24 protein-coding genes are annotated in these 26,724 nt (G+C 35.5%); 23 read left to right on the forward strand and 1 reads right to left on the reverse strand.

Features of this window, described 5'->3' with window-relative positions:
* The first annotated feature begins 9 nt into the window (after positions 1-9).
* The 16 genes from secA2 (at position 10) to CCE82_RS06385 (ending at position 19,116) form a co-directional block, all read left to right on the forward strand.
* A complete protein-coding gene (gene secA2 / locus CCE82_RS06310; protein ID WP_086428566.1) occupies positions 10-2,400 on the forward strand; it encodes an accessory Sec system translocase SecA2 in 2,391 nt (796 codons plus the stop codon).
* 14 nt (positions 2,401-2,414) lie between these two features.
* Positions 2,415-3,926, forward strand: coding sequence for an accessory Sec system glycosyltransferase GtfA (gene gtfA, locus CCE82_RS06315; protein ID WP_086428567.1), 1,512 nt, complete (start codon positions 2,415-2,417; stop codon positions 3,924-3,926).
* Positions 3,919-5,259, forward strand: coding sequence for an accessory Sec system glycosylation chaperone GtfB (gene gtfB, locus CCE82_RS06320; protein ID WP_086428568.1), 1,341 nt, complete (start codon positions 3,919-3,921; stop codon positions 5,257-5,259). The genes gtfA and gtfB overlap by 8 nt, the downstream gene beginning before the upstream one ends.
* A 414-nt stretch (positions 5,260-5,673) precedes the next feature.
* Positions 5,674-6,336, forward strand: a complete 663-nt coding sequence (locus tag CCE82_RS06325) for a Wzz/FepE/Etk N-terminal domain-containing protein (protein WP_086428569.1) — start codon at positions 5,674-5,676, stop codon at positions 6,334-6,336.
* An 18-nt stretch (positions 6,337-6,354) separates the two neighbouring features.
* Positions 6,355-7,053 (forward strand): polysaccharide biosynthesis tyrosine autokinase, encoded by a 699-nt coding sequence (locus CCE82_RS06330; protein ID WP_086428570.1) that lies wholly within the window; start codon positions 6,355-6,357, stop codon positions 7,051-7,053.
* Entirely contained in the window at positions 7,050-7,817 is a 768-nt protein-coding gene (locus CCE82_RS06335; protein ID WP_086428571.1) for a tyrosine-protein phosphatase, read from the forward strand. Before CCE82_RS06330 ends, CCE82_RS06335 begins: the two co-directional genes overlap by 4 nt.
* A gap of 17 nt (positions 7,818-7,834) precedes the next feature.
* Complete coding sequence (locus tag CCE82_RS06340; protein ID WP_086428572.1) at positions 7,835-9,649, forward strand: nucleoside-diphosphate sugar epimerase/dehydratase; 1,815 nt, start codon at positions 7,835-7,837, stop codon at positions 9,647-9,649.
* 14 nt (positions 9,650-9,663) lie between these two features.
* Positions 9,664-10,938, forward strand: coding sequence for a nucleotide sugar dehydrogenase (locus tag CCE82_RS06345; protein ID WP_086428573.1), 1,275 nt, complete (start codon positions 9,664-9,666; stop codon positions 10,936-10,938).
* Positions 10,939-10,955: 17 nt separating this feature from the next.
* The gene (locus tag CCE82_RS06350; protein WP_086428574.1) at positions 10,956-12,065 is read left to right on the forward strand and encodes a glycosyltransferase; all 1,110 of its coding nucleotides are present in this window, start codon (positions 10,956-10,958) and stop codon (positions 12,063-12,065) included.
* Between the two features lie 5 nt (positions 12,066-12,070).
* Positions 12,071-13,273 carry a polysaccharide biosynthesis protein gene (locus tag CCE82_RS06355; protein ID WP_086428575.1) on the forward strand — a complete coding sequence of 401 codons (1,203 nt, stop codon included), beginning with the start codon at positions 12,071-12,073 and terminating at the stop codon, positions 13,271-13,273.
* A gap of 18 nt (positions 13,274-13,291) precedes the next feature.
* Positions 13,292-14,251, forward strand: a complete 960-nt coding sequence (locus CCE82_RS06360; protein WP_240507178.1) for an ATP-grasp fold amidoligase family protein — start codon at positions 13,292-13,294, stop codon at positions 14,249-14,251.
* Between the two features lie 20 nt (positions 14,252-14,271).
* Complete coding sequence (locus CCE82_RS06365; protein WP_159454521.1) at positions 14,272-15,462, forward strand: O-antigen ligase family protein; 1,191 nt, start codon at positions 14,272-14,274, stop codon at positions 15,460-15,462.
* 32 nt (positions 15,463-15,494) lie between these two features.
* Positions 15,495-16,739, forward strand: a complete 1,245-nt coding sequence (locus tag CCE82_RS06370) for a glycosyltransferase family 4 protein (RefSeq protein ID WP_086428578.1) — start codon at positions 15,495-15,497, stop codon at positions 16,737-16,739.
* Positions 16,740-16,750: 11 nt separating this feature from the next.
* Positions 16,751-17,347 carry a sugar transferase gene (locus CCE82_RS06375; RefSeq protein WP_086428579.1) on the forward strand — a complete coding sequence of 199 codons (597 nt, stop codon included), beginning with the start codon at positions 16,751-16,753 and terminating at the stop codon, positions 17,345-17,347.
* A complete protein-coding gene (locus tag CCE82_RS06380) occupies positions 17,344-17,964 on the forward strand; it encodes an acetyltransferase (protein ID WP_086428580.1) in 621 nt (206 codons plus the stop codon). The genes CCE82_RS06375 and CCE82_RS06380 overlap by 4 nt, the downstream gene beginning before the upstream one ends.
* Positions 17,965-17,967: 3 nt before the next feature.
* A complete protein-coding gene (locus CCE82_RS06385) occupies positions 17,968-19,116 on the forward strand; it encodes a DegT/DnrJ/EryC1/StrS family aminotransferase (RefSeq protein WP_086428581.1) in 1,149 nt (382 codons plus the stop codon).
* Between the two features lie 56 nt (positions 19,117-19,172).
* Here CCE82_RS06385 and CCE82_RS06390 read toward each other — a convergent pair whose 3' ends face one another.
* A complete protein-coding gene (locus tag CCE82_RS06390) occupies positions 19,173-19,955 on the reverse strand; it encodes a PhzF family phenazine biosynthesis protein (RefSeq protein ID WP_240507179.1) in 783 nt (260 codons plus the stop codon).
* Positions 19,956-20,091: 136 nt separating this feature from the next.
* Here CCE82_RS06390 and CCE82_RS06395 point away from each other — a divergent pair, with 136 nt between their 5' ends.
* The 7 genes from CCE82_RS06395 to CCE82_RS06425 all read left to right on the forward strand — a co-directional run bounded on the left by CCE82_RS06395 (position 20,092) and on the right by CCE82_RS06425 (position 26,719).
* Positions 20,092-20,565, forward strand: coding sequence for a hypothetical protein (locus CCE82_RS06395; protein WP_086428583.1), 474 nt, complete (start codon positions 20,092-20,094; stop codon positions 20,563-20,565).
* 42 nt (positions 20,566-20,607) lie between these two features.
* The gene (locus tag CCE82_RS06400; protein ID WP_159454522.1) at positions 20,608-21,081 is read left to right on the forward strand and encodes a hypothetical protein; all 474 of its coding nucleotides are present in this window, start codon (positions 20,608-20,610) and stop codon (positions 21,079-21,081) included.
* 9 nt (positions 21,082-21,090) lie between these two features.
* Complete coding sequence (locus CCE82_RS06405; RefSeq protein WP_086428585.1) at positions 21,091-21,294, forward strand: helix-turn-helix domain-containing protein; 204 nt, start codon at positions 21,091-21,093, stop codon at positions 21,292-21,294.
* Between the two features lie 599 nt (positions 21,295-21,893).
* Complete coding sequence (locus CCE82_RS06410) at positions 21,894-22,829, forward strand: amidohydrolase family protein (RefSeq protein WP_086428586.1); 936 nt, start codon at positions 21,894-21,896, stop codon at positions 22,827-22,829.
* Positions 22,830-23,060: 231 nt separating this feature from the next.
* Positions 23,061-24,227, forward strand: coding sequence for an ArgE/DapE family deacylase (locus tag CCE82_RS06415; protein ID WP_086428587.1), 1,167 nt, complete (start codon positions 23,061-23,063; stop codon positions 24,225-24,227).
* 226 nt (positions 24,228-24,453) lie between these two features.
* Entirely contained in the window at positions 24,454-24,924 is a 471-nt protein-coding gene (locus CCE82_RS06420; protein ID WP_086428588.1) for a peptide-methionine (S)-S-oxide reductase, read from the forward strand.
* Positions 24,925-25,354: 430 nt separating this feature from the next.
* Positions 25,355-26,719 carry a trypsin-like serine peptidase gene (locus CCE82_RS06425; protein WP_086428589.1) on the forward strand — a complete coding sequence of 455 codons (1,365 nt, stop codon included), beginning with the start codon at positions 25,355-25,357 and terminating at the stop codon, positions 26,717-26,719.
* Positions 26,720-26,724 lie beyond the last annotated feature (5 nt).

Raw genomic sequence — 26,724 nt, forward strand, 5'->3', positions numbered from 1 at the left:
GGGGTGACCATGCGTCTTAATCTTAATACAACTATCAATCGTATGCGTCTCAAGAAATTAAATAAAATGTTGAAACAAGTGAATCATTACAGTGAACGGATGGCCCAATATTCAGATGTAGAACTACAACAGAAGACTATTGAATTTCAACGGCAGTTACGTGCGCATCAAGTGACTTTAAACGACCTATTACCTGAAGCTTATGCTGTTGTAAGAGAAGCGTCACGTCGTGTTTTAGGTATGTACCACAAAGATGTTCAGGTGCTCGGCGCGATTGTGATGCATCAAGGAAATATTGCTGAGATGCAGACGGGCGAAGGGAAAACGTTAACTGCAACGATGCCGTTATATTTAAATGCATTAGCGGGGAAGTCTGTATTTTTAATTACGACGAATGATTATTTAGCAGAGCGAGACTATTTAGAAATGAAGTCGTTATACAACTGGTTAGGCTTATCGGTCTCACTTGGTTTTGTAGAAAATGCAGACAATCCCGTAAGTAATATAGAAAAGCAAAATCTTTATCAACATGACATCATTTATACGACGAATGGTCATTTAGGGTTTGATTATTTAATCGATAACTTAGCTGATACGTTGGAAAGTAAGTTTTTGCCTGAATTGTATTATGCGATTATCGATGAAGTGGACTCGATTATTTTAGATACGGCACAAACTCCGCTCGTCATTTCTGGTGCGCCACGTGTTCAGTCCAATTTGTTTGATGTCGTCAAAGCGTTTGTTGCGACGCTCAAAGCAGATCAGGATTTTAAAATGAAAAAGACGAAGCGAGACATTTGGTTGACCGAACAAGGTATTGAGAAAGCGAATGTGTATTTTAACGTCACAAATATATACGACAGTTCAAATTTTGACCTTGTTCGCGTGATTCATTTATCTTTACGCGCAATCTATTTGTTGGATGTGAATTTAGATTATATCGTCTTGGATGGTGAAATTATGTTGATTGACCGTATTACAGGGCGGATGTTGCCTGGGACGAAAATGCAAGCGGGGCTCAATCAAGCTTTAGAGGCGAAAGAAAACTTGGACATTTCCAACGATATGAGTGTGATGGCGACGATTACCTTCCAAAATTTATTTATGCAGTTCGAGCGTTTTTCTGGTATGACAGCGACGGGAAAACTGGCAGAGAAGGAATTTTTTGAGTTGTATTCGAAAATCGTAGTTCAAATTCCAACTGCGCATCCTGTCATTCGTGAAGACCTTCCAGATCGTGTGTTTGTGAATATTCATGATAAAAACAGTGCAATATTAACAGAAGTGACTCAGTTACATGCACAAAAAAAGCCTGTGTTGCTCATTACAAGAACAGCTGAAGCGGCAGAATATTTCTCAAATGCGTTGTTTAATTTGCACATTCCTAATAACTTGCTCATTGCACAAAATGTCGCTAAAGAATCTCAAATGATTGCTGAAGCGGGTCAGTTGAGTGCAGTGACTGTAGCGACGAGTATGGCAGGAAGAGGGACAGATATTAAATTAGCGTCGGAAGTCTATGCACTTGGTGGCTTAACGGTATTGGTGCATGAACATATGGAAAATAGTCGTATCGATAGACAGTTGAGAGGGCGTGCAGGACGACAAGGTGATCCAGGACAGTCGCAAATATTTATCTCGCTTGATGATGATTTAGTTGAACGTTGGAGTGATGCCAAATTAACAAAAAATGAGAGATTAATGTCACAGGATCACAATGATTTAACTGAAAGTCTGCTCTTTCGACATCAAGTGACACGGATTGTAACTAAAGCCCAACGTGTTGCAGAAGAACAAGGAATGAAATTAAGAGCATCGGCAAATGAGTTCGAAAAAAGTATGAGCATCCAACGTCAACTCGTTTATCGTGAGCGGAATCGGATTTTAGAAAGTACACAGATGGAGACGCTTAATTTTGAACAGATAGCACGAGATGTATTTCATCACCATTTTAAGACGTCGGGCACTGTAACTTCTTCTGATATTTCGCAATATATTTATCAAAATTTGAGTTTTAGTGCTGTAGATGTTGAGGTTAAAGGTGCGACAACGCATGAGACAGCGGTGATGGCTTTATTAATGGCGCAGTTTAAGCAGCAATTCGCGAAAAACAAACAGAAAATTAACGATGATGCCCTGTTTCAACAATTTTTACGTAAAGCTGTTCTTAAAGCGATCGACACAGCATGGATTGAACAAGTGGACTACTTGCAGCAATTAAAAGCGAATGTCAATCAACGCCAAAAAGGACAACGTAACGCGATGTTTGAATATCATAAAGTCGCCTTAGAGTCATTCAATCGTATGTTGTGGGAAATCAAGCATCGTATGATTAGAAACGTCTGTTTAAGTATGGTGGATCAACAAAAAAATGGAGACTTAACGATTCATTTTCCTTAATAAGGAGGTGCGGTATGACAATTTATAATATTAATTTTGGCATTGGTTGGGCGAGTAGTGGTGTGGAATACGCCCAAAGTTATCGTGCTCAACTGTTGCGTCTTTGCAATGAGAATGCGAAATTTATATTTTTGGACTTTATCGCTTCTGAAAATATTCAAACATTAACCGACAATCTAGGTTTTAAAGACGAGGAAATCATTTGGCTCTATCAATATTTCACAGATATTCCTATTGCGCCAACGACATATACGCTTCAAGATCTACAAAATGAACTCGGTCAACCGGTGATGTACGTTGAAGACATGGGTAAAATTCAGCGACTATATTTTCATCATCCATCACAAACATTTGTGACGTGCTATTTAAAAAATGAAGGTGAGCCTTATGTCGATCGTGCTGAATTTGTAGTTAACGGAAAGCTTATACGAAAAGATTTTTACAGCTATGTGCGGACATTTTCAGAGTATTATGCCCCGAGTGAGCAACGGGCCAAACTGTATATGCGCCAATTTTACAATGAAGACGGCACCGTGGCGTACCAAGAAATCATTGATGGAGATATGTGCATGTACCACTTTCAGGACGCTATTTTATACAGTAAAGAAGAACTTGTAGCCTATTTCATTCAAAAATTAAATTTAACATCAGACGATATCATCCTTTTAGACCGTGCTTCTCATATCGGTCAAGCCGTCCTTCAAAACAAACAACAGAGTCGTGTAGGTGTCGTCATCCATGCCGAACATTTCAGTGAAAATGCGACTGATGGGGCACATATTTTATGGAACAACTATTATGAATATCAGTTTAAAAATGCGAAATTTATTGATTTTTATATCGTTGCAACTGAATTGCAGAACACCACTTTAACAGAACAGTTTCGTCAATATACCGCGGACGACCCACGTATTTATACGATTCCGGTCGGGAGTTTGAAGCAGTTAACATATCCAACAAAAGATAGAACACCTTATACAATCATTACAGCTTCAAGGCTAGCATCGGAAAAACATGTCGATTGGATTGCACGCGCTGTCATTAAAGCAAAAAAGCACGTGCCAGAGCTTCAGTTTGATATTTATGGTTACGGCCCTGAACATGAACGTATCCAAAAAGTAATTCAAGAACACAACGCTGAAAATTATATTCATTTTAAAGGACATGTCGACTTAACACATATTTACGCGCAATATGAATTGTTTGTGTCGGCATCGCAAAGTGAGGGTTTCGGTTTAACTTTAATGGAAGCAGTCGGTTCGGGGCTCGGTATGATTGGTTTTAATGTTAATTATGGTAATCCAACATTTATTCATGACGGTCAAAACGGTTATTTACTTGATACGTTAGCAACGAATGAAACGATAGACGCAATAACTGATCGTATGGCCGATAAAATTGTTCAATATTTTCAGCACGGACCTAAATCCCCACACGAAACGTCCTATGCGATTGCGAAACATTTTGAAACTACTGAAATTGTGAAGAAATGGCAAAACTTATTGGAAGAGGTGCGCTATGATTAACTTATTTGAATATTATCACGAACCGACACAATTATTACACCAAACACTGATTCAAGCAGGTTATCAAAACTTCACAATTTGTATGGAAGATGATGGCTTTTTACCAGAAAATGTTACCTCGCCTTACCAGTTTTTTGCGGCGAATCGATTATACGAAGACGACCAGCCGAAATTTTTTAATGATGTTGACATTCCGCCATATTGGGAAATTGTAGGCGACGCCCATATTGCCAAAATTAAAAATATGGGACAAACACGTGGTGAAATCATTTATCGCCCGAATTATAAAACGAGAATTGTGAGTCACGTGCGTTGGTTTGATCAGAGTGGCCGATTACGTTCGATTGACCACTATACAGACAGAGGCTTTAAATTTGCTGAAACGATTTATGACTTAGCAGGAACAACTATTTTCAAAAAGTATGTGACACGAGATAAGAAAGAAATCATTTACGAAAATTACGTCACAGGCGATTACGTATTGGACTGGCAAGGTCAAACCTATTTCTTTGATTCAAAAGTCGCGTTTATCACTTTTTACCTACAACAGATGCAACTTGAGTTAAGCGATATCGTCATTAATTCATTATCGACACCATTTTTAGTGCTCTATCATATGAATTTGAATGGTCGGGGTGTATTGTTTTGGCAAGAAGAGAGTCAAGGTCACGTCCCAGGCAATATGTTGACGCTTTTGAATCAAGAACAAAGCCAACACTTCTCCGTGATGATTCCTAATAAAGAAGAGTATGAGAAAATTGTGGCGCAACTATCCCCCCAACAAGCAGGGCATGTGCACGAAGCTGGTTACTTATATCCATTCAACAAAACGAATCAACATACGAAGCACGTCTTAACATTAACGAATTCAGATGATATTCCTCACTTAAAAGATATTGTCTCGGCACACCCAGAATGGCAGTTTCACATTGCTGCACGGACTGAAATGTCATCGAAGTTAATGGCTTTTGAGCAGTTTTCGCATGTGAAGTTATATCCAACAGCAAACAAAGACACAATCGCACAATTGTATCAGCGATGTGATATTTATCTCGATATTAACCGTGGAAATGAAGTAGAAAATGCGATTTCGCGTGCTTTTCATCATCAACAGCTTATTTTGGCATATGATGAAACGGCACATCATCGTCCGTTGACTTCACCGAATCATATTTTTCCTGTTCATGAATATAAGAAATTGAATAAAATTCTAGACGAAATTGGCGATGACCCTCGTGCGTTTGAACAAAGAATGTCAGAGCAATGCCAACATGCCCATTACATTAAGCGTGATATTTTAATTCATTTGATAACAAAAATATTTCAAATATAATTCAAAAATAGTGATTGATAGAGAAGACACCCTTTACATTTTGGCCATCACCAACATGGAAAAGGGTGTTTTAATTTGTGAGAGCTGTCCGTCCAACACCTTATAAATATTGCTATTTACCATGTTTGGTTTCGGTTTTTATTAGAAATAAAATATTACACACCACTATATCTTTATTAAAAAACAAGATTATACAATTATTACGTCTAAAAATAGAAAATATTTAACTAATAAATTTCTTAATTCACAACTAAGTCATATTTGAAGAAAAATTGTATATATTTATAGAATAAAATAAGACTAAGGTGTATGATGAAAAAGAAAGTTAAATTTCAAAATTAAAGAGATTTATAACTAAATAAGTGTAGCGAAAAAACATGAAATTGAAATTTGTATGTAATTGGGAGGAGAACCATGGAAGAGACAATCGATTTAGGTCACCTTTTAAGGATACTCAAACGAAATTTGAAATTACTGATTATTTTGCCTATTATCTTTTTGATTGTATCGATAGTATTAACATTTTGGGTAATAAAGCCGCAATATGAGGCATCAACGCAAATTTTAGTGAATCAAAATCACAACAATAGCGATTTTAATCCGCAAGTTGTCCAAAATAACTTGGAACTCGTTAATACATATTCAGAAATTTTGAAAAGTCCTAGAATACTCGAGGAAGTGGCGAAAAAATATCATCACCGATATAACTACGATGATTTAAGCGAAATGGTCAATGTGACGAATACCGCTGAGTCTCAAGTGATTAATATTAGTGTGACGAACACATCGCCAAGTGAAGCGGAAAATATCGCAAACACCATTGCGAATGTGTATGCCGAAAAAATGCCAGATATTATGAATGTTGATAATGTGTCTATTCTTTCAAAAGCGGATGACAATGCTGAAAAAGTGTCTCCTAAAACAGCAATGAATATAGTCATAGGGGTGTTACTCGGAATTGTTATCGCAATTTTGATTATTTTCATAAAAGAGATGTTAGATAAACGCATTAAGACAGAACAAGATGTGGAAGAATATCTCAAACTTCCGGTACTCGGATCCATAGAGAAATATTAAGGCGAAAGTAGGGGTATTATGGCGAAATCTAAAATCAAAACCGCAGAAGAACAGTTGATTGTACATCATCGACCGAAATCACCAGTGAGTGAAAAATTTCGGGGCATTCGTTCCAATATTATGTTTGCGGGGGTAGATGCACCGATTAAAAGTGTTATCGTTACGTCATCTTCACCGTTGTCAGGCAAATCGACTGTGTCATCCAATTTAGCAGTGACTTATGCACAAGCGAATTATCGAACATTATTGATTGATGGCGATATGCGTAAACCCACACAACATTACATTTTTAATTTACCAAACAACAAAGGTTTATCGAGTATTTTGATGAACTGGGGCGACTATGAACAAACTATCCAACAGACAGAGATAGAAGGATTAGACGTAATTACTTCAGGACCCATCCCTCCCAATCCTTCAGAGCTTATCGCATCACAAGCTTTCCAAAACTTATATCAACATTTATTAAACAGCTATGACTTTATTGTGATTGATACACCGCCGATTAATTCAGTCACCGATGCACAATTGTATGCGAAAACTTCGGGCCACGCGATTTATGTCGTGGATGTTGAAAAAAATAATCGCAATCATGTGATAAAAGGTCAAAAAGAATTAGAAAAAGCAAATACAAAAATTTTAGGTGTCGTTCTGAATAAAGTCAAAGCCGACAAAGATTCAGGATACTATGCTTACTACGGAGATGAGAAACAGTGATCGATATCCACAATCATATCTTAATGGGTGTTGATGATGGCCCCCAAACCGACACAGATATGATCGCATTGATGCAACAGGCGGCTACGCAAGGCGTGACGGGCATAGTCGCAACACCCCATCATCTCAATCCGCGCTTTCATAACGAAGCAAGTGTGGTGATGGAAAAACTTGAAAAGATGAAAAGTCATCCAGAAATTCAAAAGTTAGGGATTGCATTATATCCAGGACAAGAAATTCGAATTTCTGCTGATATCATTCAAGGGATTGAAAAGGGCACTGTGATGGGATTGAATCATTCCAAATATGTATTGATTGAATTGCCATCTCGTGAAGTACCGCATTATACAAAGCCATTACTTTTTGAATTACAACGGCGAGGTTACATTCCGGTCATTGCGCATCCAGAGCGTAATAAAGCCATTGTCAAAAATCCGGAAATCTTGTATGAGTTGATTCAAAATGGTGCATTGAGTCAACTGACAGCGGGCTCACTTTTAGGCACATTTGGCAAAAATATTCAAAAACTGTCATTACAGTTTATCACATGTCATTTAGCTCATGTGATTGCATCTGATGCACATTCAACAGGGGAAAGACCCTTTCAATTACAAACGTTAATAGAAGAAAGCAAGCTCAGACCTTATAAAGAAACGATACAGCACTTGATTGATAACGGAAGCACAATGGTTAACAATATCGACATGAAACTAGAGAGACCGTTAAAACCGACAAAACATAAAAAATTCTTTGGTCTAATTTGAACAAGTGGGTGATGTAGGTGTCAAAATTAACGGTGAAACAGAGATTAGCTCTACTCATACTAGTCGATTCGTTCATTGTTACATTTTCAGTCTTTCTCGGTTATTACATTTTGGAACCTTATTTTCAAAACTATTCGACAAACTTATTAATATTTTCGTCCATATCATTATTAGTGACACATCATATTTTTGCTTATATTTTCAACATTTATCATCGTGCGTGGGAGTACGCGAGCGTGACGGAATTATTACTGATTGTCAAATCGGTCACATCCGCCATTATTACGACGATGGTGATTGTTTTCGTTTTGATGAACGGCAGTATGTTTGTCAGATTATATTTAATCACTTGGATGATGCATTTAATTTTAATTGGCGGTTCAAGGTTATCGTGGAGAGTTTACCGACGTGCATTCATCAAGAGTGACTATAAGAAGATTCCTACACTCGTCATTGGTGCGGGGCGAGGTGGCTTATTACTCATGCGTCAGATGGCGAATAGTCCTTATATGGGGATGGAGCCGGTTGCGATTGTGGATGACGATCCGAACAAGCAGAATATGACATTATCGACGAATGTTAAAGTAGAAGGCACGATTGATGATATTCCGGAGCTCGTGAAGCGCTATAAAATACAAAAAATCATTATAGCAATTCCAACGTTGCCTGTAGCACGATTGAAAGACATTAGCGCATTGACTGGTAACTTGAATATTGAAGTTTTAAAAATGCCTAATATTGAAAATGTCATGACGGGTGAGGTTGAGGTAAGTCAACTTAAAAAAGTGTCAGTAGAAGACTTACTCGGACGGGACCCTGTGGAACTCGATATGAATATGATTTCTAAAGAGTTGACGAATCAAACGATATTAGTGACAGGGGCGGGTGGTTCGATTGGTTCAGAAATATGTCGCCAAGTATGTAAATTTAAGCCGAAACGCATCATACTTGTTGGCCACGGTGAAAATAGTATTTATCTCATTCATCAAGAGTTAAGCGATATGTATAAAGGGTTGATCGACATCGTTCCTGTCATTGCAGATATTCAAGACCGTGAACGTATGTTTCAAGTGATGACAATGTATCAACCGTTTATCGTCTATCATGCGGCTGCACATAAGCACGTCCCACTCATGGAATATAACCCAGAAGAAGCGGTGAAAAATAATATTATTGGGACGAAAAATACTGCGGAAGCTGCAAAACACGCCAAAGTGTGCAAATTCGTCATGATTTCGACTGATAAAGCGGTCAATCCGCCAAATGTCATGGGCGCAAGTAAAAGAGTGGCTGAAATGATTATCCAAAGCTTAAACGATGCGAGTAGTGACACAGACTTTGTTGCTGTACGTTTTGGCAATGTACTTGGTTCTCGTGGATCAGTTATTCCATTATTTAAAAAACAAATTGAAGCAGGTGGTCCTGTGACTGTCACACATCCTGAGATGACACGTTACTTTATGACGATTCCTGAAGCTTCACGTCTCGTCTTACAGGCAGGGGCGCTCGCAGAAGGTGGCGAGGTGTTCGTACTCGATATGGGAGAACCCGTCAAAATTGTTGATCTTGCCAAAAATCTCATCCGTTTGAGTGGTAAAAGGGAAGAAGACATTGGTATTGAATTTTCGGGCATTCGTCCAGGCGAGAAACTGTATGAAGAATTGCTCAATGAAGATGAAATCCATCCCGAACAAGTCTATGAAAAAATATATAGAGGGAAAGTGAGTAAGGTTGATAAGGGTGACATGGCATATATCATTGAAGTTTTAAAAACGGACTTTTCTAAGGAAGAAATTTTAGATATAGCGAATGATAGATGGACCAAAGTATGAAAGGAGAGATAAACATGAGTGATATGAAAATTGGAGTAATTGGAATGGGATATGTAGGTATGCCGTTAGCAATTGCGTTCGCAAAACATTACCCTGTTATTGGTTTTGATATTGATAAAGAAAAAATCAAAAAATATCAAAATCACATTGATCCTACTGGAGAAGTTGGAGAAGAAGTTTTAAAAAATTCAACTTTAATCTTCTCTTCAAATGAAGAAGACTTACATGATGTTAATTTTTTCATTATTACTGTACCTACACCAATCAATCAAGATAATACGCCTAATTTGTCCCCTATAGAGAATGCGACTAAATTAGTTGGAAAGTATTTGAAAAAAGGCGATTACATTATTTATGAATCAACAGTTTACCCTGGTGTAACAGAAGATATATGTGTACCGCTCCTAGAAAAAATATCTAATATAAAAGTACGTGATGATTTTAAAGTGGGTTATTCCCCTGAGCGCATCAATCCAGGTGACCGTACAAATACAGTTGAAAACATTATAAAAATCGTATCTGGCATAGATCAAGAAGCTTTAGATACTATAGCTGAAATATATGGAAAAGTGATTAAAGCAGGTGTGCATAAAGCTTCCTCAATTAAAGTAGCAGAGAGCGCCAAAGTAGTTGAAAATAGCCAGCGAGATATTAATATAGCTTTTATGAATGAGTTATCACAAGTTTTTGATTTAATGGGGATTAATACATTTGAAGTCATAGAAGCTATGAATACGAAGTGGAACGCTTTAGGATTTTATCCTGGATTGGTAGGAGGTCATTGCATCGGTGTAGACCCTTATTATTTTATTTATCAAGCAGAAAACCTTGGGTATCATTCTCAAATTATCTCCACAGGTCGAAATATAAATAATTATATGCCTAGTTTTGTAGTGAGGAATTTAATTAAAGAAATAATGAAAAAGGGCAAGAACAGAGAGAGTAATATAGTTATTTATGGGCTCACATTTAAAGAAAATACCCCTGATTTTAGAAATTCAAAAGTGATAGAAGTTATTAAAGAATTGAATGATTTTGATATTATACCTAAAGTCATTGATCCATTTATTGAAAATTTTAAAGACTGTGGTTTGAAATTTAATACTACAACCATTGAAAGTACAAACGAGGATGTTGACGTCATGATATATGCTGTAGATCACGACTATTTCAAGAGAATAGAAGACAAGAAATTTATCGATTTGTTAGCATCAGAGGCAATAATTTTTGATTTAAAAAATAGGTTTAAAAAATATGAAACTAATCGTATTTCGTATTGGTCTCTTTAAAAATTCAGGAGGGAAATATGCGAGTTCTTCATATTAATTCAAATTACATGCATTCGCGCTTACATAGCGAGTTGTTGAATCATCTTGAATTATTAGATGTCAGAAATGAAGTGATTATGCCAAGAAAAGTGAATGATGAGAAACATTGTATTCACAAATTAAATCTTAGAAATGTCTATCACAAACAATTTTTAAAAAGTAAAGATAGACTATTTTATTTTGGTAAGCAGAAGAAGATAAAAAAATGGATTGAGACATTGAACTTAAATATAGCAAAATATGATATCGTTCATGCGCATACGCTCTTCACTGACGGTTATGTTGCTTACAAGTCAGATAAACCTTATGTGGTAACAGTTCGAAATACAGACTTGAATTTTTTTATACGATTTTATAAACATTTACTACCTTTAGGGCGTAGAATTCTTAAACATGCGCACACAATTATTTTCTTATCTGAGTCGTATAAGGATAAAACGATTAAAGCATTGTTTAAGCGCTCATCTGAAATAGAAGAAATAAGCAAGAAAATAGTGATCATACCTAATGGCATCAATCATTTTTGGATAAACAATCAAAGCCTGGAAAAAAAGAAATTATCAACACAACTTAACATTTTATGTGTCAGCAGAGTAATGAAAAATAAAAATATAGAATTCTTAGCTAAACATCTGAATGATAAAACTCTGGGCATAGTGACTAACATATATGTAATCGGTGAAATTCTAGATGATAAATATTATGAAATTTTGTCTTCTTATAAGCATGTGCATTTACTAGGGAAGAGAAGCAAAGAAGAAATTAAAAGTATAATGAAAAGAATGGATGTTTTTGCATTAGTATCTTTTTCAGAAACATTTGGTCTAGTTTATTTAGAAGCGCTCACTCAAAACTTACCTTTGTTATATACAAAATCTGAAGGGTTCGATCGTTATTTTGAGGACGGGTGTGTTGGATATGCTGTTTCACCTAGTGATGCTGATGAACTTATTAATAACATGTTAAATGTTATTAGTTGTTATAAAGAGATACAAAATAACATCGCTCAAATTGATAAACATAAATTTTCTTGGTATGAAGCGGCAGGACAATATAAGAAAATTTATGAAAAGATCAAAGGTTTGTGATTAAAATGAAGTTTATCAAAGACATGTTAATCAATATTTTGTCACAAGGTTTGTTTATTATTGTTCAGCAAGTTTTTTTATTCCCAAATTTTGAAAGAACTTTAGGTCAGAACAAGTTTGGTGAATTTCTTATTATATATGGGATTTGTAATGTTGTTATCATCACTATAAATACAAGCTTCACGAATTTATATCAAAAAAACTATCATACATTTGGCAGTGAAGTTGAAGGAAAAAAAGAACTCTATAGTTACTACAAAATGCTGCTGAGTTATATATTAGCTGTTTCTATCATAGGTTTAACGACATTGTTCTATACAGATATCAACTTTTCGACCTACTTCTTACTTGTTTTACTTATATTATTAACAGCAAGTCGAATGTTTTTACTCGTATATTATAGAGTTAAAAAAGCATTTGTGAAGATACTTAAAATTAATGTGATTTTGAGTTTATTCTATATTGCACTCTTCTTTATCGATATGCATAACATTGAAGAAGTTTTGTTTTTCTTTGTAATGATTGAATTTGTGATCAATATGTTTACATATGTGTTAGTAAAAGTAAATGTTCGTAAGTTGATTGTAGCTCGAAATAAAAGTATTGAAAATTCAGCATTAGTCTTTTTAATCATATCAGGTTTTGTAGGTTCTTTAATGAACTATTCTGACAGGTTTATCATTAATTATTTGTTTGATGCTAGCAACGTCACAATTTTTTTTATTGCAACATTACCGACTAAAATGTTGTTGTTTCCGTTCACAATGATTTCTTCTGTTATTTTAAGCTATTTGGCTAACACGGAAGAGATGACAAGCAATATTAAACGTAGCGTTTATATACTTCTGCCTTTAATCAGCATTGTAGTCTTTATTTTGTCTTACTTTTTTGGTTTGATATTAATCCGTATTCTTTATGCAAGTTATGTTGAGTCCATTGAAAGCATCTATATTTTTGTGACAATTACATTTAGTCTCATTTGCGCTGATTATATCATTAGAAGTTTCTTAGTTAAATATTATTCTTTAAAGCGAAAAGCAATTATAGACACACTTACTTTAGTGTTGTTTGTAGTTTTCTCAGTGGTTTTATATACATTTTCACAAAATATAGTAGTCATCGCTTTAGCTCAGTTATGTACATACAGTCTTAAGATGGTTTTACAACTTATCATATTTAATAATTTGAAAACGAAGCACTTAAAATAATTATGAGGTGTTTAAATAGTGGAAAATTTCAAGATCATCATTAGGAATATATTTTTAAAAGAAAGAACAAAGAAGTTGTACAGAAAATTAAGCAAGTTAAAAAGTATCATGATGTTGCCTTTGAGTGACGAACAATTTACTAAATTAAACATTCGTATCAATACAGGTATAAAACTTAATTTGGATAATCCAGAACGTTTTATAGACAAAATGAATTGGCTCAAATTAAACTATCGTAATCCATTACAAACAGAATATACAGATAAATTTTTGATGAGAAATCACATAATCGAGCACGGGTTTAATCACTTATTACCGCCGTTATTAGGTGCTTTTGAAAGTTTTGATGAAATCGATTTTAAACAAATGCCAGAAAAGGTATTTCTAAAAACGAATCATACATCGGGCGTTAATCAATTAGTAGAGAGAGGTAAAACAGATTTTCGCCAAACTAAAAGTAGATTTAACAGAGCTTTGAAAGATAATTATTACAAATATTCAAGAGAATGGAATTACAAAAACATCAATCCGAAAATACTTGTTGAGGAGTATTTAAATGATGAAGACTTGGTAGATTATAAATTTTTTGTATTTGGTGGGAAAGTTGAGTTTTTTGGTGTTATTCAAAACATTAATGATGAGAAAGGCAATCCCTCCCTCAATAGTCGAATCAATTTATATGATAAAACATTAAAAAAATCCGATATTGACATTAGCAGAAAAGGTTTTGATGACAGTGATTTTAAGTTGAGTCAATATGTACCTGAAATGATGAAAGTAGCTGAAACGCTCGCTGCACCATTTCCGTTTTGTAGAGTAGATTTTTTAGTGAGTAAAGACAAGTTATATTTTGGAGAAATGACTTTTCATCCAAATGGAGGGCAATTAGTACTGAATCCGCTTGATAACGAAATAAAATATGGTCAAAAAATAGATTTAACACGTATTCCGAAAAATGATTTGAAATCGGATAATTAAAGATGCAGAGGTGGTTGATTGTGAAGGTCAATTCAATAGAAAATCATTTTATTTTTAAGATATCCACCATAGTTATTTTTGTGCTGTATTTTCTTATTTTGTTGGGATCTCTTAATGCTACTGTGTCTTCATTTTCAGTTATAGGTTTAATCGCATTGTTTTTAGTTTTTGGGATTACTAATATAGGTTTACTTGTTTATTTATTTAAAGGTGTGAACTTAAATAAGTTACAATCGATTATTTTATTCGCGATTTTAGCACTCGTTGTTATTTGTTTGATTTCTATTTTGAATAATGGCTATCACTTTAAGGATTTGATTAATAGTGTTCAGATGATTGCTTGTTTGAATACGATACTGTATTTGAGTTTCATAAAACTGGATTATAGTGACTTAAAATCGATTAATATAATGGTTATCGCTTTTACTATGTACCATTTTATGTTTTTCATTCTAGCAGGAACACCACATTTATTTTCAAGTATCTATAACAACTCTAACTTAATGGGGCCTTATATGTTTTATACCTCTTTTTTTCTTATTTGTGGCATAAAGTTTTCTAAATATAAGATTTTATATTTTGTCGTGTTAGTGATGAGTTTAATTCTGATTTTAGCGAGTGATACGAGATCAATTCTATTAAGTGTGATTGCTACTTGCCTGGTTTACATATGTTGGAAATTCATAGTGAAATATCGTTTTATTGCAGCAGTATTCTTTTTGGCTTTAATTGTTATAAGTATTGCGTTTATATATTTTTATCCGATACTCCCAACATTTCAATTCTATTTACCGTTAGAGAATTGGGTGTTAACTCATACTGGAAAAAGTATTATGTCGGGGCGAAATGAATTGTGGCTTCCGTTAATAGAGTTTATAAATCAAAAGCCATTCTTAGGCTATGGACCGGGAACACTTGCGAGAGATCTTTATATACATAATCAATCTCCTCACAATTTATATTTAAATATTTTAATGCAAATTGGTTATTTAGGGCTCATATTGGTTCTTCTCATTTTTTTATTAATATGGATGGGCATGATCCGTTGTAAAAATAATTTTTTAGTTAGACTATCCGCTAGTTTTTTTGTTGGCATTATTGTCCATCAATCTTTTGAAACAACACTATTTCAAAACCAACTGTCTATTGGATTGCTACAAATATTTATCGTAGGCGTGAGTTTCAGTATAGCAACACATATGAATCAATAAATTGAGTTTTTAATAGATAGGGGTTTTTATTTGTGAAAAACATTTGGATTATGAATCATTACGCAACAGATCAATATTTTAATGAAGGTGGTAGACATTATTGGTTTGCAAAATACTTAAAGCAACAAGGATATGAAGTGACCATTTTTTGTGCAAATACAAGGCATAATTCTAATGAAACGATAAATAACCAGAAAAAGTTATATAGTGAGCGCGTTGTTAATGAGATTCCTTTTGTTTTTGTAAAATCACATGCCTATCAGTCTAATAATCACCATCGAATTTTTAATATGATTACTTTTGCAAAAAGGTTACTCACTGTTGCCGAAGAATACCGGAAAAGATATGGACGACCGGATGTTATTTTAGCTTCTAGTGTGCATCCGCTCACATTAATAGCTGGGTTAAAAATTGCTGAAAAGTGGAATATTAAATGTGTAGTTGAAATTCGAGATTTATGGCCTGAAAGTATTGTAGCTTATAACATTTTGAGTGAGAAAAATCCATTTGTTAAATTGATGTATCATATGGAAAAAATAATTTATCAAAAAGCGGATTCTATTATAATGACTTGGCCGGGTGGTTATGAATATATAAAAAACAGAGGATGGAAGAATCAGATATCTGAAGACAAGGTCCATCATATTAGTAATGGGGTTGTATTGAAAGACTTTTATCACAATGTAACAACTTTTAATCAAGCTGACGTTCATTTATTAAATCGAGAGTTTAAAAACTTTATTTACACAGGTTCAATTCGAAAAGTGAATGACTTGTCACTACTAATAGGTGCAGCCCAAATTTTAGAAAAGAGTTATCCGGAAGAGAAAATTAGAATACTCATATATGGTGATGGAGATGAAAGAAGTCAACTTGTGGATAAGGTGAAAGCATTAAAACTTAACAACGTCCTATTTAAAGGTAAAATCCCTAAAAAATTCATCCCATTTATTTTAAAAAATGCATACGCCAATATACTGCATAACCGCAGTACAAAACTAGATCAGTATGGGCAGAGTCAAAATAAACTATTTGAATATCTTGCTGCTGGAAGGCCTATTTTACAGACATATACGACAGGCTACAGTATGATTGAACGTTATCATTGTGGTGTCTGTGTGAGTGCGCAAACGCCTCAAAAAGTAGCTGAAGCGATAGTAGCGATGGCTAAAGATGAGGAGTTAGCATATGAACAAGGAGAAAATGCTTCTCAAATTGCGGAACACTATGATTTTGAAAATTTAACGAAAAAACTTGTTCAAATATTGGAGAGTTAGGAGAGAGGGTCATGTTAAAACGTGTGTTTGATTTTACTATAAGTGCAATTGCATTGGTTGCGACATCTCCTTTATTCATTGGTTCAGCTATATTAATTCGAAAAGAGTTAGGCTCGCCTGTTATTTTTAAACAAGTAAGGCCAGGAAAAGATGAAGCGCCTTTTAAAATATATAAATTCAGAACAATGACTGATGAGAAAGATGACCTTGGACGCCTTTTACCAGATGAAGCACGTATGACAAAAGTGGGGTCATGGATTAGAAAAATGAGTATTGATGAGTTACCACAGCTCATTAATGTGTTGAAAGGTGATTTGAGTTTAGTCGGACCTAGACCTTTACTAATGGAATACTTGCCATTGTACAGTGATAAACAACGTCAAAGGCATCGTGTGAAACCAGGAATTACAGGTTGGGCGCAAGTGAATGGTAGGAATGCCATTACTTGGGAACAAAAATTCAAACTGGATGTGTGGTATGTGGAAAATCAATCATTCAAATTAGATATGTTCATTTTATATCGAACAATCAAAAATGTGCTTCTAAAAAAGGATATTAGTGCTGAAAATCATGTGACAATAGAAAAGTTTAGAGGTAACCATATATGAAAAAACTGATTTTAATTGGCAAAGGTGGCCATGCAAAAGTTGTGAGAGATATTGCTGACATGAGTAACGAGTATCAGGTTGTGGGTTATTTAGATGACAGCATCAGTCAGTATTATGAAGAAGAAGACTTATTCTATGACAATCTTGCACGAATGAATGACTATAGCACAAATTTTTATTTTTGTATCGCAATAGGGAGTAATGACGTACGTGAACAAATTTTTAACAAGAGTCAAGTGGATATCGATCGATTTGCGACACTGGTGCATCCGACTGCAGTGATGAGTCCGAGCGTCAGCATTGGGAAAGGGTCTGTAGTGATGGCACAAGTGGTGATTAATGCAGCAACAAAAATAGGCAATCACGTGATTATCAATACAGGCGCCGTTGTTGAACATGATAACCAAATAGCAGATTTTGCCCATGTTTCACCACACGCTACGTTAACAGGCGGTGTGAAAGTTGGTGAATGTGTGCATGTCGGTGCAGGTGCAACCATTCTTCCAACTATTGAAATTGGGCGTCATACGATTGTGGGTGCTGGTGCGACGGTGGTTAAAAATGTGGGTGAACATATGACGGTCATCGGCACACCTGCTAGACCAAAGGAGGAATAAGGTTTGGAAAATGAGCGGATATTTTTATCAAGACCCCATACGGGAGGTCATGAAAAGCAATATATCGAACGCGCTTTTGAACAGAATTGGATTGCGCCATTAGGGGAAAATGTAAATGCATTTGAAGACAGTGTTAAGACGTACGTCGGTAGTGAGTATGCGCTTGCATTGAGCAGTGGTACAGCCGCAGTACATCTTGCTTTAATTGAAAGTGGTGTTAAAGCAGGCGATGTAGTCTTTTGTTCAACACTTACATTTTGTGCAACATCTAATCCAATTTTATACCAAAATGCGACACCTGTTTTTATTGATTCAGAAAAAGACTCTTGGAATATGTCGCCTATTGCACTTGAAAACGCGTTTAAGACGTATGAAGATAAAGGTATTAAACCCAAAGCTGTGATTGTAGTGAATTTATATGGTCAAATGTCTCAATTCGATAAAATTCAAGCGTTATGCGATCGTTATCAAGTGAAATTAATTGAAGATGCAGCGGAATCTCTAGGCGCTATGTATCACGATAAAATGAGCGGAATATTCGGTGATTACAGTATATTTTCATTTAATGGGAACAAGATAATTACGACAAGTGGTGGGGGTATGCTTGTTTCAAGGCAACACTCATTAGAACATGCCTTATTTTTATCAACACAGGCAAGAGATCAAGCATTACATTATGAACACAGTGAATTAGGCTACAATTACAGACTAAGCAATATTTCAGCAGGGATTGGTCGAGGCCAAATGGAAGTGTTAAACGACAGAATTGCGCGAAGAAGAGCGATATTTGAAAATTACCAAAAAGCTTTTCGTGACTTAAAAGGGTTTGAGTTTCAACCCGAATTAAAATCGTCTAAAGGTAATCGATGGTTAACTGCTTTGACCATCAATCCAGATGAAGCAAGAGTAACTGTTCATCAAATCATTGAAAAATTAAGTGCTGAAAATATTGAAGCACGACCCGTTTGGAAGCCAATGCACTTGCAACCTTTATATCGTGATTATAACTATATTGCCGAATCATCAGATAATGCTAAAGAACTGTTCGAAAATGGAATCTGCTTGCCATCAGGATCGGATATGACTGATGCACAACAAGACCGCGTCATATCAATCATTAAAAAGATGTATGAAGCGGCACATGAAATATGATTTGCCTATTAAAAATGAGGAGTGATGCGAACATGCTATTCACTTCTCGTTTTTTATTAAATATAAAGCTCACTTTGTGCAAATAGTACAGCTTCTCCAGCTAATGTCAGTACACCATCTTTGAATGTTGTATAAAGCGTACCACCTCGTGATGAAGCTTGATATGCCAAGACCTCTGTTTGATTTAACTTTTTAGCCCAGTACGGCGCAATATGACAATGTCCTGAACCACATACTGGATCTTCTGCAATACTGTGTTTTGGCGCAAAGCTCCGAGAAACGCAATCCGTGTCAGTACCTGGTGCAGTGACATGTACGAGCACGCCGTCGAGTTGTTTGACTTTCTCGATGTTAGGTTTCAAATAAATCACTTGTTCACTGTTTTCAAAGACACATAATAAATCTCTTCCTAAATACACTTCTGTTGGTGTATCACCTAACGCATCAATGATATCTTGAGTGATTTCAACACGTTTTAATTCAAAAGGTGGGAAAGTCATGCGATAAAGGTGATCTTCTCGTGTGACAGTTAAATCGCCACTTAATGTTGAAAAAGTGACGTCTTTAAGGGTTGTATCTACTTCATTCATGAGGATAAACGCGGTTGCTAATGTCGCATGACCGCATAAATCAATTTCTCCTCCAGGTGTAAACCAACGCAATTGATACTTCCCATTTTGCTTCACTGAAAAAGCAGTTTCAGATAAATTGTTTTCTTGTGCAATCAATAACATCGTTTGGTCATTCAACCATTCATCTAAAATACATACTGCTGCAGGATTCCCACTAAAAACACGATTGGTAAATGCATCCACTACATATTGTTTCAAGATAACCACTCCTTACTCATGTTGAATTGAATACCATTATACTAAATAGTCATATGCAAGTGGAATCTATATTTAAAGTTTTTATTGATTATCGATAAAAATGGTGGTATAATTTTATCGATAATCAATAAAATTGGAGACTTCAATGAAAATACCAAAACACATGAGAGTGATTCAAATGCTAGCTGTGATCACGTCTGTCTTATATCTTGTTGGAGGAGTTAAAGACTTAATCTATTATTATCAATTGCTTGAAACGTCAATTTGGCATGCGCCATTACAATATCAACTTTATGCGCTAGTGTATACTGTACGATTACTGATCCTCGTGGGTGTTTTTGTCTTAACAATCATACTCATTAATGATATATACAAGAAATTTGAATTTTCAACTCAATCACAGATGAGGATTTTATATCTTTCTCTCGGTATCATGATATTCTCAGCCACAAGCGTTTTGTCTAATTCAATTCAAATTGAGACGAAATATATGAAAGCGCTGAATATGCAGGGTTTATCTGATACCCTTTTAATGGTACTCGGTACAGTGGCACTCATTTTTGGTACTATTTATGACAAGTCACGGAAACTCAAAGAAGAAAACGATTTAACGATATAAAGAATCAAATTGGAGTAAAATGAAATGAAAGTAGGGATAAACATGAAAAGAAATATTAAATATCTAAAGTTCACTTCAGTAATATTAATTGTCCTTTTTGTATTGCTTTCAATAAAAAATTTGTTCAAGTATAGCCAATTGTTGGATGACGGAATATGGCATGCATCAATATCGTATCAGCTTTATGCCCTTGTATATGTGTTACAAGTTATCTTAGCTTTAGTTGTTTTTACATTCGTATATCAAATATTTAGTAAAGTAAACGTAAATACTAAATTTAGATTTTCAGATAAGATACACGATAAAACGTTGTATACTTCGATGTGTATTTTGATTTTTGTTTCTCTTCATTTTTTGATAGATTTCTTACATGTCGATCAAGCCATTGTTAGCGTATTAGATATTGGAAACCTGACTGCAACTTTACTTGTTGTTATTAATTTATTACTCCTCTCATTTACTACGATTTATAGAAGGTCTCAAGAGATTAAAGAAGAAAATGATTTGACGATATAAGGAGTCACCATGATTAAAATAAAGTTAGATGAAGTGTTGAAAGAAAAAGACGTATCGCTTACCGAATTGTCCAAAGCTGTCGACGTGACCATTGCGAACTTATCCATTTTAAAGACAGGGAAAGCCAAGGCCGTGCGCTTCAGTACTTTAGAGGCTATATGTAAATATTTAGAATGCCAACCCGGTGATATTATTGTTTATGAAGAATCGTAATTAGTCCTTAATTCTAAGATAAGTTAACACAAGGGCTCGTGTGTAACGTGAGTGTTCAAAAAAGACCTAAAATAGTCCGAAACGTTGATATGACAGTATTTCTCAAAATGAATGATTAAAATCCCACATCACTCTTAACGCAAAATTTCGTGTTTTTTGCGTTAAGAGTGATGTGGTTTTTTTATTAGAAACCAAATCAACTAATGAAGTTGTAATGTAAGCGATTATATTGCTGGCTATGTACTAAGAATAATTGTTTGAGGTAGTGAAATTTTAAACATATAATATGAAGTGTATTTCATATCATTGTTAATATAAACTGTAGTCAAAAGTAATTTCATTTAATAATTAATAAACCTTGTTGTCAAAAGTGCTGGATATATGAGGTTGATGATGATATGACATGCACATGATTAAAGTCGTTGTAACTTTACCTTGTTGAAACACGTGTGGCTTTTTGAGAAGAGGGAAGACTGCCGGCGCTCTCAATGTTATGGATAAAGCGATACAGCGACATGCTTTAAGGTATGATTGCCCGACACTTTGGTTCAGTGACAAGTTTTTATCAAACACATATTAAAAAGAAAGAAGTGTGTCTCATGAAAAAGATTGATTTACATTCACATTATTTCTCACCAGGTTTTATTCGATATTTGGATGCGTATTTTGATGGGAAGGGTGCAGGTGTTGCGACGCCTTCATTTTCTATCGAGGCTTATTTGAAATTTATGGAAGAAATGGAGATTGATTATGGGGTGTTGTCTATTGCGGGACCTCACCATAGTGCTGCGCCAGATGACGTCATGGTTGAAGTGAATGAAGAGGCGAATGCATATGGTGCTGAACTGTCTAAAAAGTACCCTGATAAAATTGGTCTTTTTGCTTCATTACCGATACCGCTTGTGGACGCGTCGATTCAGGCGATTGATCGTGCATTAGATGTCCATCAAGCAGTCGGTTTCACGTTACCGTCACATGCGCGCGGTATTTATTTAGGAGACCCAAGTTTAGATCCGATTTTTGAGAAACTCAATGAACGTCATGCGATTGTGGCTATCCATCCTAACGAACCACAGCCGATTAACCCATCGATTAAGAAAAAAGTCTTTACCCCATTGATGGAATTTTTCTTTGATACAACGCGTGCTATCGTCTATATGAACCAAAACCGCACATTCAGTAAGTTTCCTAATATTAAATGGATTGTTCCACATAGCGGTGCGTTACTCCCAGTGATTGCGCAACGCATTGATATGGGAAATGCTATCTTTGAATATGAAGAACAACCGGATGATATTTTAAAGACAATGAACAATTTATACTTTGATTTAGCAGGTAAAGTGTTGCCACAACAATTACCAATGCTCCTTCAAATGGCAGATGAAAATCATATTGTCTATGGTTCAGACACGCCGTATACGATTGAACCTGTTGTCAAAAAATTAACAGACGAAATTTTGACAACGGATATGATTACGGACGAACAAAAAGAAAAATTCATGTATCAAAATGCTGAAAAGTTATTAGGTCGATAACATTATCAACATTTCGAACACTTTTGTGTGTAATCGTGCACAGAAGTGTTTTTTTATTTCAACAAACGAAATGTGATTGTTCTATTTAGTTAGGTAGGCGCCCTAAATTGTAATTAGATATCCTTTTTGAGACAATAAGGTTGTATCGTAATTATCAAGGTGGAGGGGATAGCTAACCCTATTTTGGCAATACGAATCCGCTTAACATATTTTTGAAAGGGTGTGCATGCAATGTCGGTTTTAAGTCAAGATGAAAGAATTCAGATTTTACGTGACCTCATTGAAATACAGTCGGTGAATGATGATGAGTTACAAGTCGCCCAATATTTGCACGATTTGTTCGATCAGTATCACATTAACGCTCAGATTTTAAAGTTAGACAATAGTGAGACACGTGCAAATTTAGTGGCAGAAATTGGTTCAGGCAAACCAGTACTAGCTATTTCAGGTCATATGGATGTGGTAACGGTAGGCGATATTTCTACATGGCAGTATGAACCTTTTAAATTAACAGAGGATGACGCTGGTCGATTACACGGTCGTGGCTCAGCAGATATGAAAGCAGGCCTCGCAGCACTCGTAATAAGTATGATTGAAATTAAGGAATCAGGTTCATTGAAGAAAGGGACCATTCGCCTTTTAGCTACTGCAGGAGAAGAAATTGAGAGTGAAGGTGCTGCATTGTTACAACAACAAGGTTATATGGACGATGTGGATGCATTACTCATTGCCGAGCCTTCTCAAGAGGGGATGTTTTATGCGCATAAAGGTTCCATGCACGTCGAACTGACATCTAGAGGTAAATCAGCGCACAGTTCGATGCCGGAATTAGGAATTAATGCGGTGACACCTGTCGTCAACTTTATTTATCATTTAAATGAAGCGTTTCAACAAGTCGATCAAAAAAACGACATTATTGGTAGACCGACGTTGGCATCGACTGTTTTTAACGGTGGCGATCAGGTGAACTCTATTCCAGATAAAGCGACGGCATTGTTTAATGTGCGTACGGTTTCAGAGTTCAATAGTCAAAGCTTTATCGATTTATTTGAGTCAATTCAGCAACGTGTAACGGATAAAGATGAACAGTTGACGATTCAGCCATACGGAGACCGTGCGCCCGTCGTTACAACAGGTGAAAATGCATTAATTGATTTAGCACAAAACTTAAGTGAAAAGTACTTTAGTGAGAGAGTCAAAAAAATCGCAGCGACAGGTGTGACAGATGCGTCATTGTTATTGAAAGATAAGGACGAACATTTTTCATTCGTAACTTATGGCCCAGGTCAAATGTCACAAGCGCATCAAGTCGATGAATATGTCGACAAAGATGTCTACTTAACATTTATTAACTTATATCAAGAAATGTTTACAACGTATTTGAATCATGAGGCTTAAGCGCACATGATGAATCATTTTTGTATCACGGCGAGTGAGAATGGAAATAATAGACGGCTTGGATGATATGACGTCCAAGTCTTTTTTTGGCGATGCTCAGATGCAAGCTGAAGATTTGGCCAGAAAATGTTATGCGGAATCATCCTCATCGCTCTAATTCGGCAACTGTTTTTTGGGATGCGTTACAGTATAGTATAAAATAAAACTACAATAAGGAGGGAGATTTATGGAAACGATATTTCTTGCAGGCGGATGCTTATGGGGTGTCCAAGCCTTTGTGAAAACATTACCCGGTGTGATCACAACGGAAGCGGGGCGTGCAAATGGTGACACGACAACGTTAGACGGCCCGTATGATGGCTATGTTGAGTGTGTCAAAACAACCTTTGACCCATCACAAGTGGACGTTACTGCATTGATGGGCTATTTATTTGAAATCATAGACCCATATAGCATCAACCAACAAGGAGAAGATGTCGGACCGAAATATCGAACAGGCGTGTATAGTGAACAGCCCGAACATTTAGCTGAAGCCCGACAATTCATCCAAAATAGAACTGATGCCGAACGTATCGCTGTCGAAGTGGCACCACTGACGAATTATATTCCGAGTGCTGACATCCATCAAGATCACCTCGACAAATATCCAAATGATTATTGTCACATTCCAGATGCATTGATGAAGAAATATCGATGAGAGGGATACTGTAAATCAAATTTAGCTGTTTGGAATCGCTAAACTTGCTCTCGCATTCTTACCCTATGAAAGTCTCGACCAGCCAACGCATGATTGTCCATTGACACAGTCGTGAAGTTGGCTATTTTTTAATCATCCTCTTTGATCAAAAGCCACATATTGACAAAAAAGTACTTTTAATAATGCTGAAATGACGATTATTTTAGCGAGCTCACTTTAATCTACTCCTTATGAATTTGAAAATCCAAAATGTACAAAATAAAATAATAAATATTTCAATTCCTTATTGAATATAATTTAGGTTATTGTTTATAATCAAATCGAGTAAGTAGGGGACGTGTCAATCGTGCTAAGTGCATTGTGATAAATCGCATAATCGCAGTAGAAGTAAATCATTATTTTTTAGATTATTTTGAGTGAGGGATTAAAAATGAAGTTCAAGTTTAAGATGATTTTGCTAAGCGCTGTTTTAATGTTAGTCGTATTGTTTAATGTGAAATCCACTGTTTTTGCCGAAGTAGATTATGTTGCGAGTGATGGTATCATAGAAGAACAATATTATCCAGAAGGTGTAGAAATTAACCCGGAAACATCGCCAATCGAGCCAACAGAACAACCGACATCTGGTCAAATAGAAATAGATCAAAATAAAGTAGTACCTATTGAATATTTGTACGGGGAAGTTGGAGAAAGAGTTTTTGGAAAAGATCAACGTGAACCCGTATCAAACCATTTGTCTACGCCGTATAGACAAATTGTATTATTACATATGAGGTTTACAAATGGTGTCATTTATCAAGGAACAGGAACGATGATAGGTGAAGATACTGTACTGACTGCAGGGCACAATGTATATTCGCCTACGATGGGGTGGGCGAAAGAACTAACGGTCTATGCAGGTAAAAAAGGGGATCAATATACGATAGGTAAAGCCAAAGCTAAAAAAATGTATGCGCTTAAAAGTTGGACTAATGCATCAAAGAAAGATGCTGATTTTGCGATAGTTAAGTTAGATTCTAAATTAGGAAAAAAGACAGGAACATTAGGTATAACATCACAAATTAAAAAAGATGATAAACTTGAAATTTCAGGTTTTCCAGGTAATAAACCGGGACAAATGCAGTATCGCGCTTCGGGGCATTTGATAAAAACAACAAAGAATAGCTTATATTATGATGTTGACACATCTCCTGGTCAAAGTGGAAGTGCTGTTAGAAATGAGCAAAATAAAATTGTTGCTGTACACACATATGGTGGTGCATTCAATAATAGTGGTACAAGAATGAATGATTTGAAAATAGACTACATTAAACATTGGATGGCTACACCTGTGGCACATCCGTATAATAAATTCGTGAAATTGAATCATAAGCAAATCCCGATTTGGACAAATTTAGAACTTACACTAGGTAAGGGTTCTGATAGTGTCAAGATGGGAGAGGTCTATGTTGCTAAATACGCATACAACCATCCTGATGGACAGAGATATTACTCTTTGTACCGTACAAATGGTGAATTTATAGGCTATACGAACGGTCATTCAATTGCACCTATTAAAAAAGCAACACCACAAAAATATAATAAACATGTGAAAATCAACAAAGGAAAAATTACAATTTGGAAAGGTTTAAACCTCAAACAAAAAGTCACTGTAAAGCACATTAAGGCTGGAGATCGATACAATGCCAAAGAAATTTCTTACCATCCAAATGGTAAGAAATATTTTACCTTATACAACAATAAAGGTAAACGCATTGGCTATATTGATAGTCGTCTTGTCACTGTTGTGAAATAAAATGT

The sequence above is a fragment of the Staphylococcus cornubiensis genome (assembly GCF_900183575.1).
GTDB lineage: Bacteria > Bacillota > Bacilli > Staphylococcales > Staphylococcaceae > Staphylococcus > Staphylococcus cornubiensis.

Bases quoted from the DNA above. Each gene is read 5' to 3' on its own strand.
- secA2 (WP_086428566.1), top strand. From the start codon at position 10: ATGCGTCTTAATCTTAATACAACTATCAATCGTATGCGTCTCAAGAAA.
- gtfA (WP_086428567.1), top strand. From the start codon at position 2,415: ATGACAATTTATAATATTAATTTTGGCATTGGTTGGGCGAGTAGTGGT.
- gtfB (WP_086428568.1), top strand. From the start codon at position 3,919: ATGATTAACTTATTTGAATATTATCACGAACCGACACAATTATTACAC.
- CCE82_RS06325 (WP_086428569.1), top strand. From the start codon at position 5,674: ATGGAAGAGACAATCGATTTAGGTCACCTTTTAAGGATACTCAAACGA.
- CCE82_RS06330 (WP_086428570.1), top strand. From the start codon at position 6,355: ATGGCGAAATCTAAAATCAAAACCGCAGAAGAACAGTTGATTGTACAT.
- CCE82_RS06345 (WP_086428573.1), top strand. From the start codon at position 9,664: ATGAGTGATATGAAAATTGGAGTAATTGGAATGGGATATGTAGGTATG.
- CCE82_RS06350 (WP_086428574.1), top strand. From the start codon at position 10,956: ATGCGAGTTCTTCATATTAATTCAAATTACATGCATTCGCGCTTACAT.
- CCE82_RS06355 (WP_086428575.1), top strand. From the start codon at position 12,071: ATGAAGTTTATCAAAGACATGTTAATCAATATTTTGTCACAAGGTTTG.
- CCE82_RS06375 (WP_086428579.1), top strand. From the start codon at position 16,751: ATGTTAAAACGTGTGTTTGATTTTACTATAAGTGCAATTGCATTGGTT.
- CCE82_RS06380 (WP_086428580.1), top strand. From the start codon at position 17,344: ATGAAAAAACTGATTTTAATTGGCAAAGGTGGCCATGCAAAAGTTGTG.
- CCE82_RS06395 (WP_086428583.1), top strand. From the start codon at position 20,092: ATGAAAATACCAAAACACATGAGAGTGATTCAAATGCTAGCTGTGATC.
- CCE82_RS06400 (WP_159454522.1), top strand. From the start codon at position 20,608: ATGAAAAGAAATATTAAATATCTAAAGTTCACTTCAGTAATATTAATT.
- CCE82_RS06405 (WP_086428585.1), top strand. From the start codon at position 21,091: ATGATTAAAATAAAGTTAGATGAAGTGTTGAAAGAAAAAGACGTATCG.
- CCE82_RS06410 (WP_086428586.1), top strand. From the start codon at position 21,894: ATGAAAAAGATTGATTTACATTCACATTATTTCTCACCAGGTTTTATT.
- CCE82_RS06415 (WP_086428587.1), top strand. From the start codon at position 23,061: ATGTCGGTTTTAAGTCAAGATGAAAGAATTCAGATTTTACGTGACCTC.
- CCE82_RS06420 (WP_086428588.1), top strand. From the start codon at position 24,454: ATGGAAACGATATTTCTTGCAGGCGGATGCTTATGGGGTGTCCAAGCC.
- CCE82_RS06425 (WP_086428589.1), top strand. From the start codon at position 25,355: ATGAAGTTCAAGTTTAAGATGATTTTGCTAAGCGCTGTTTTAATGTTA.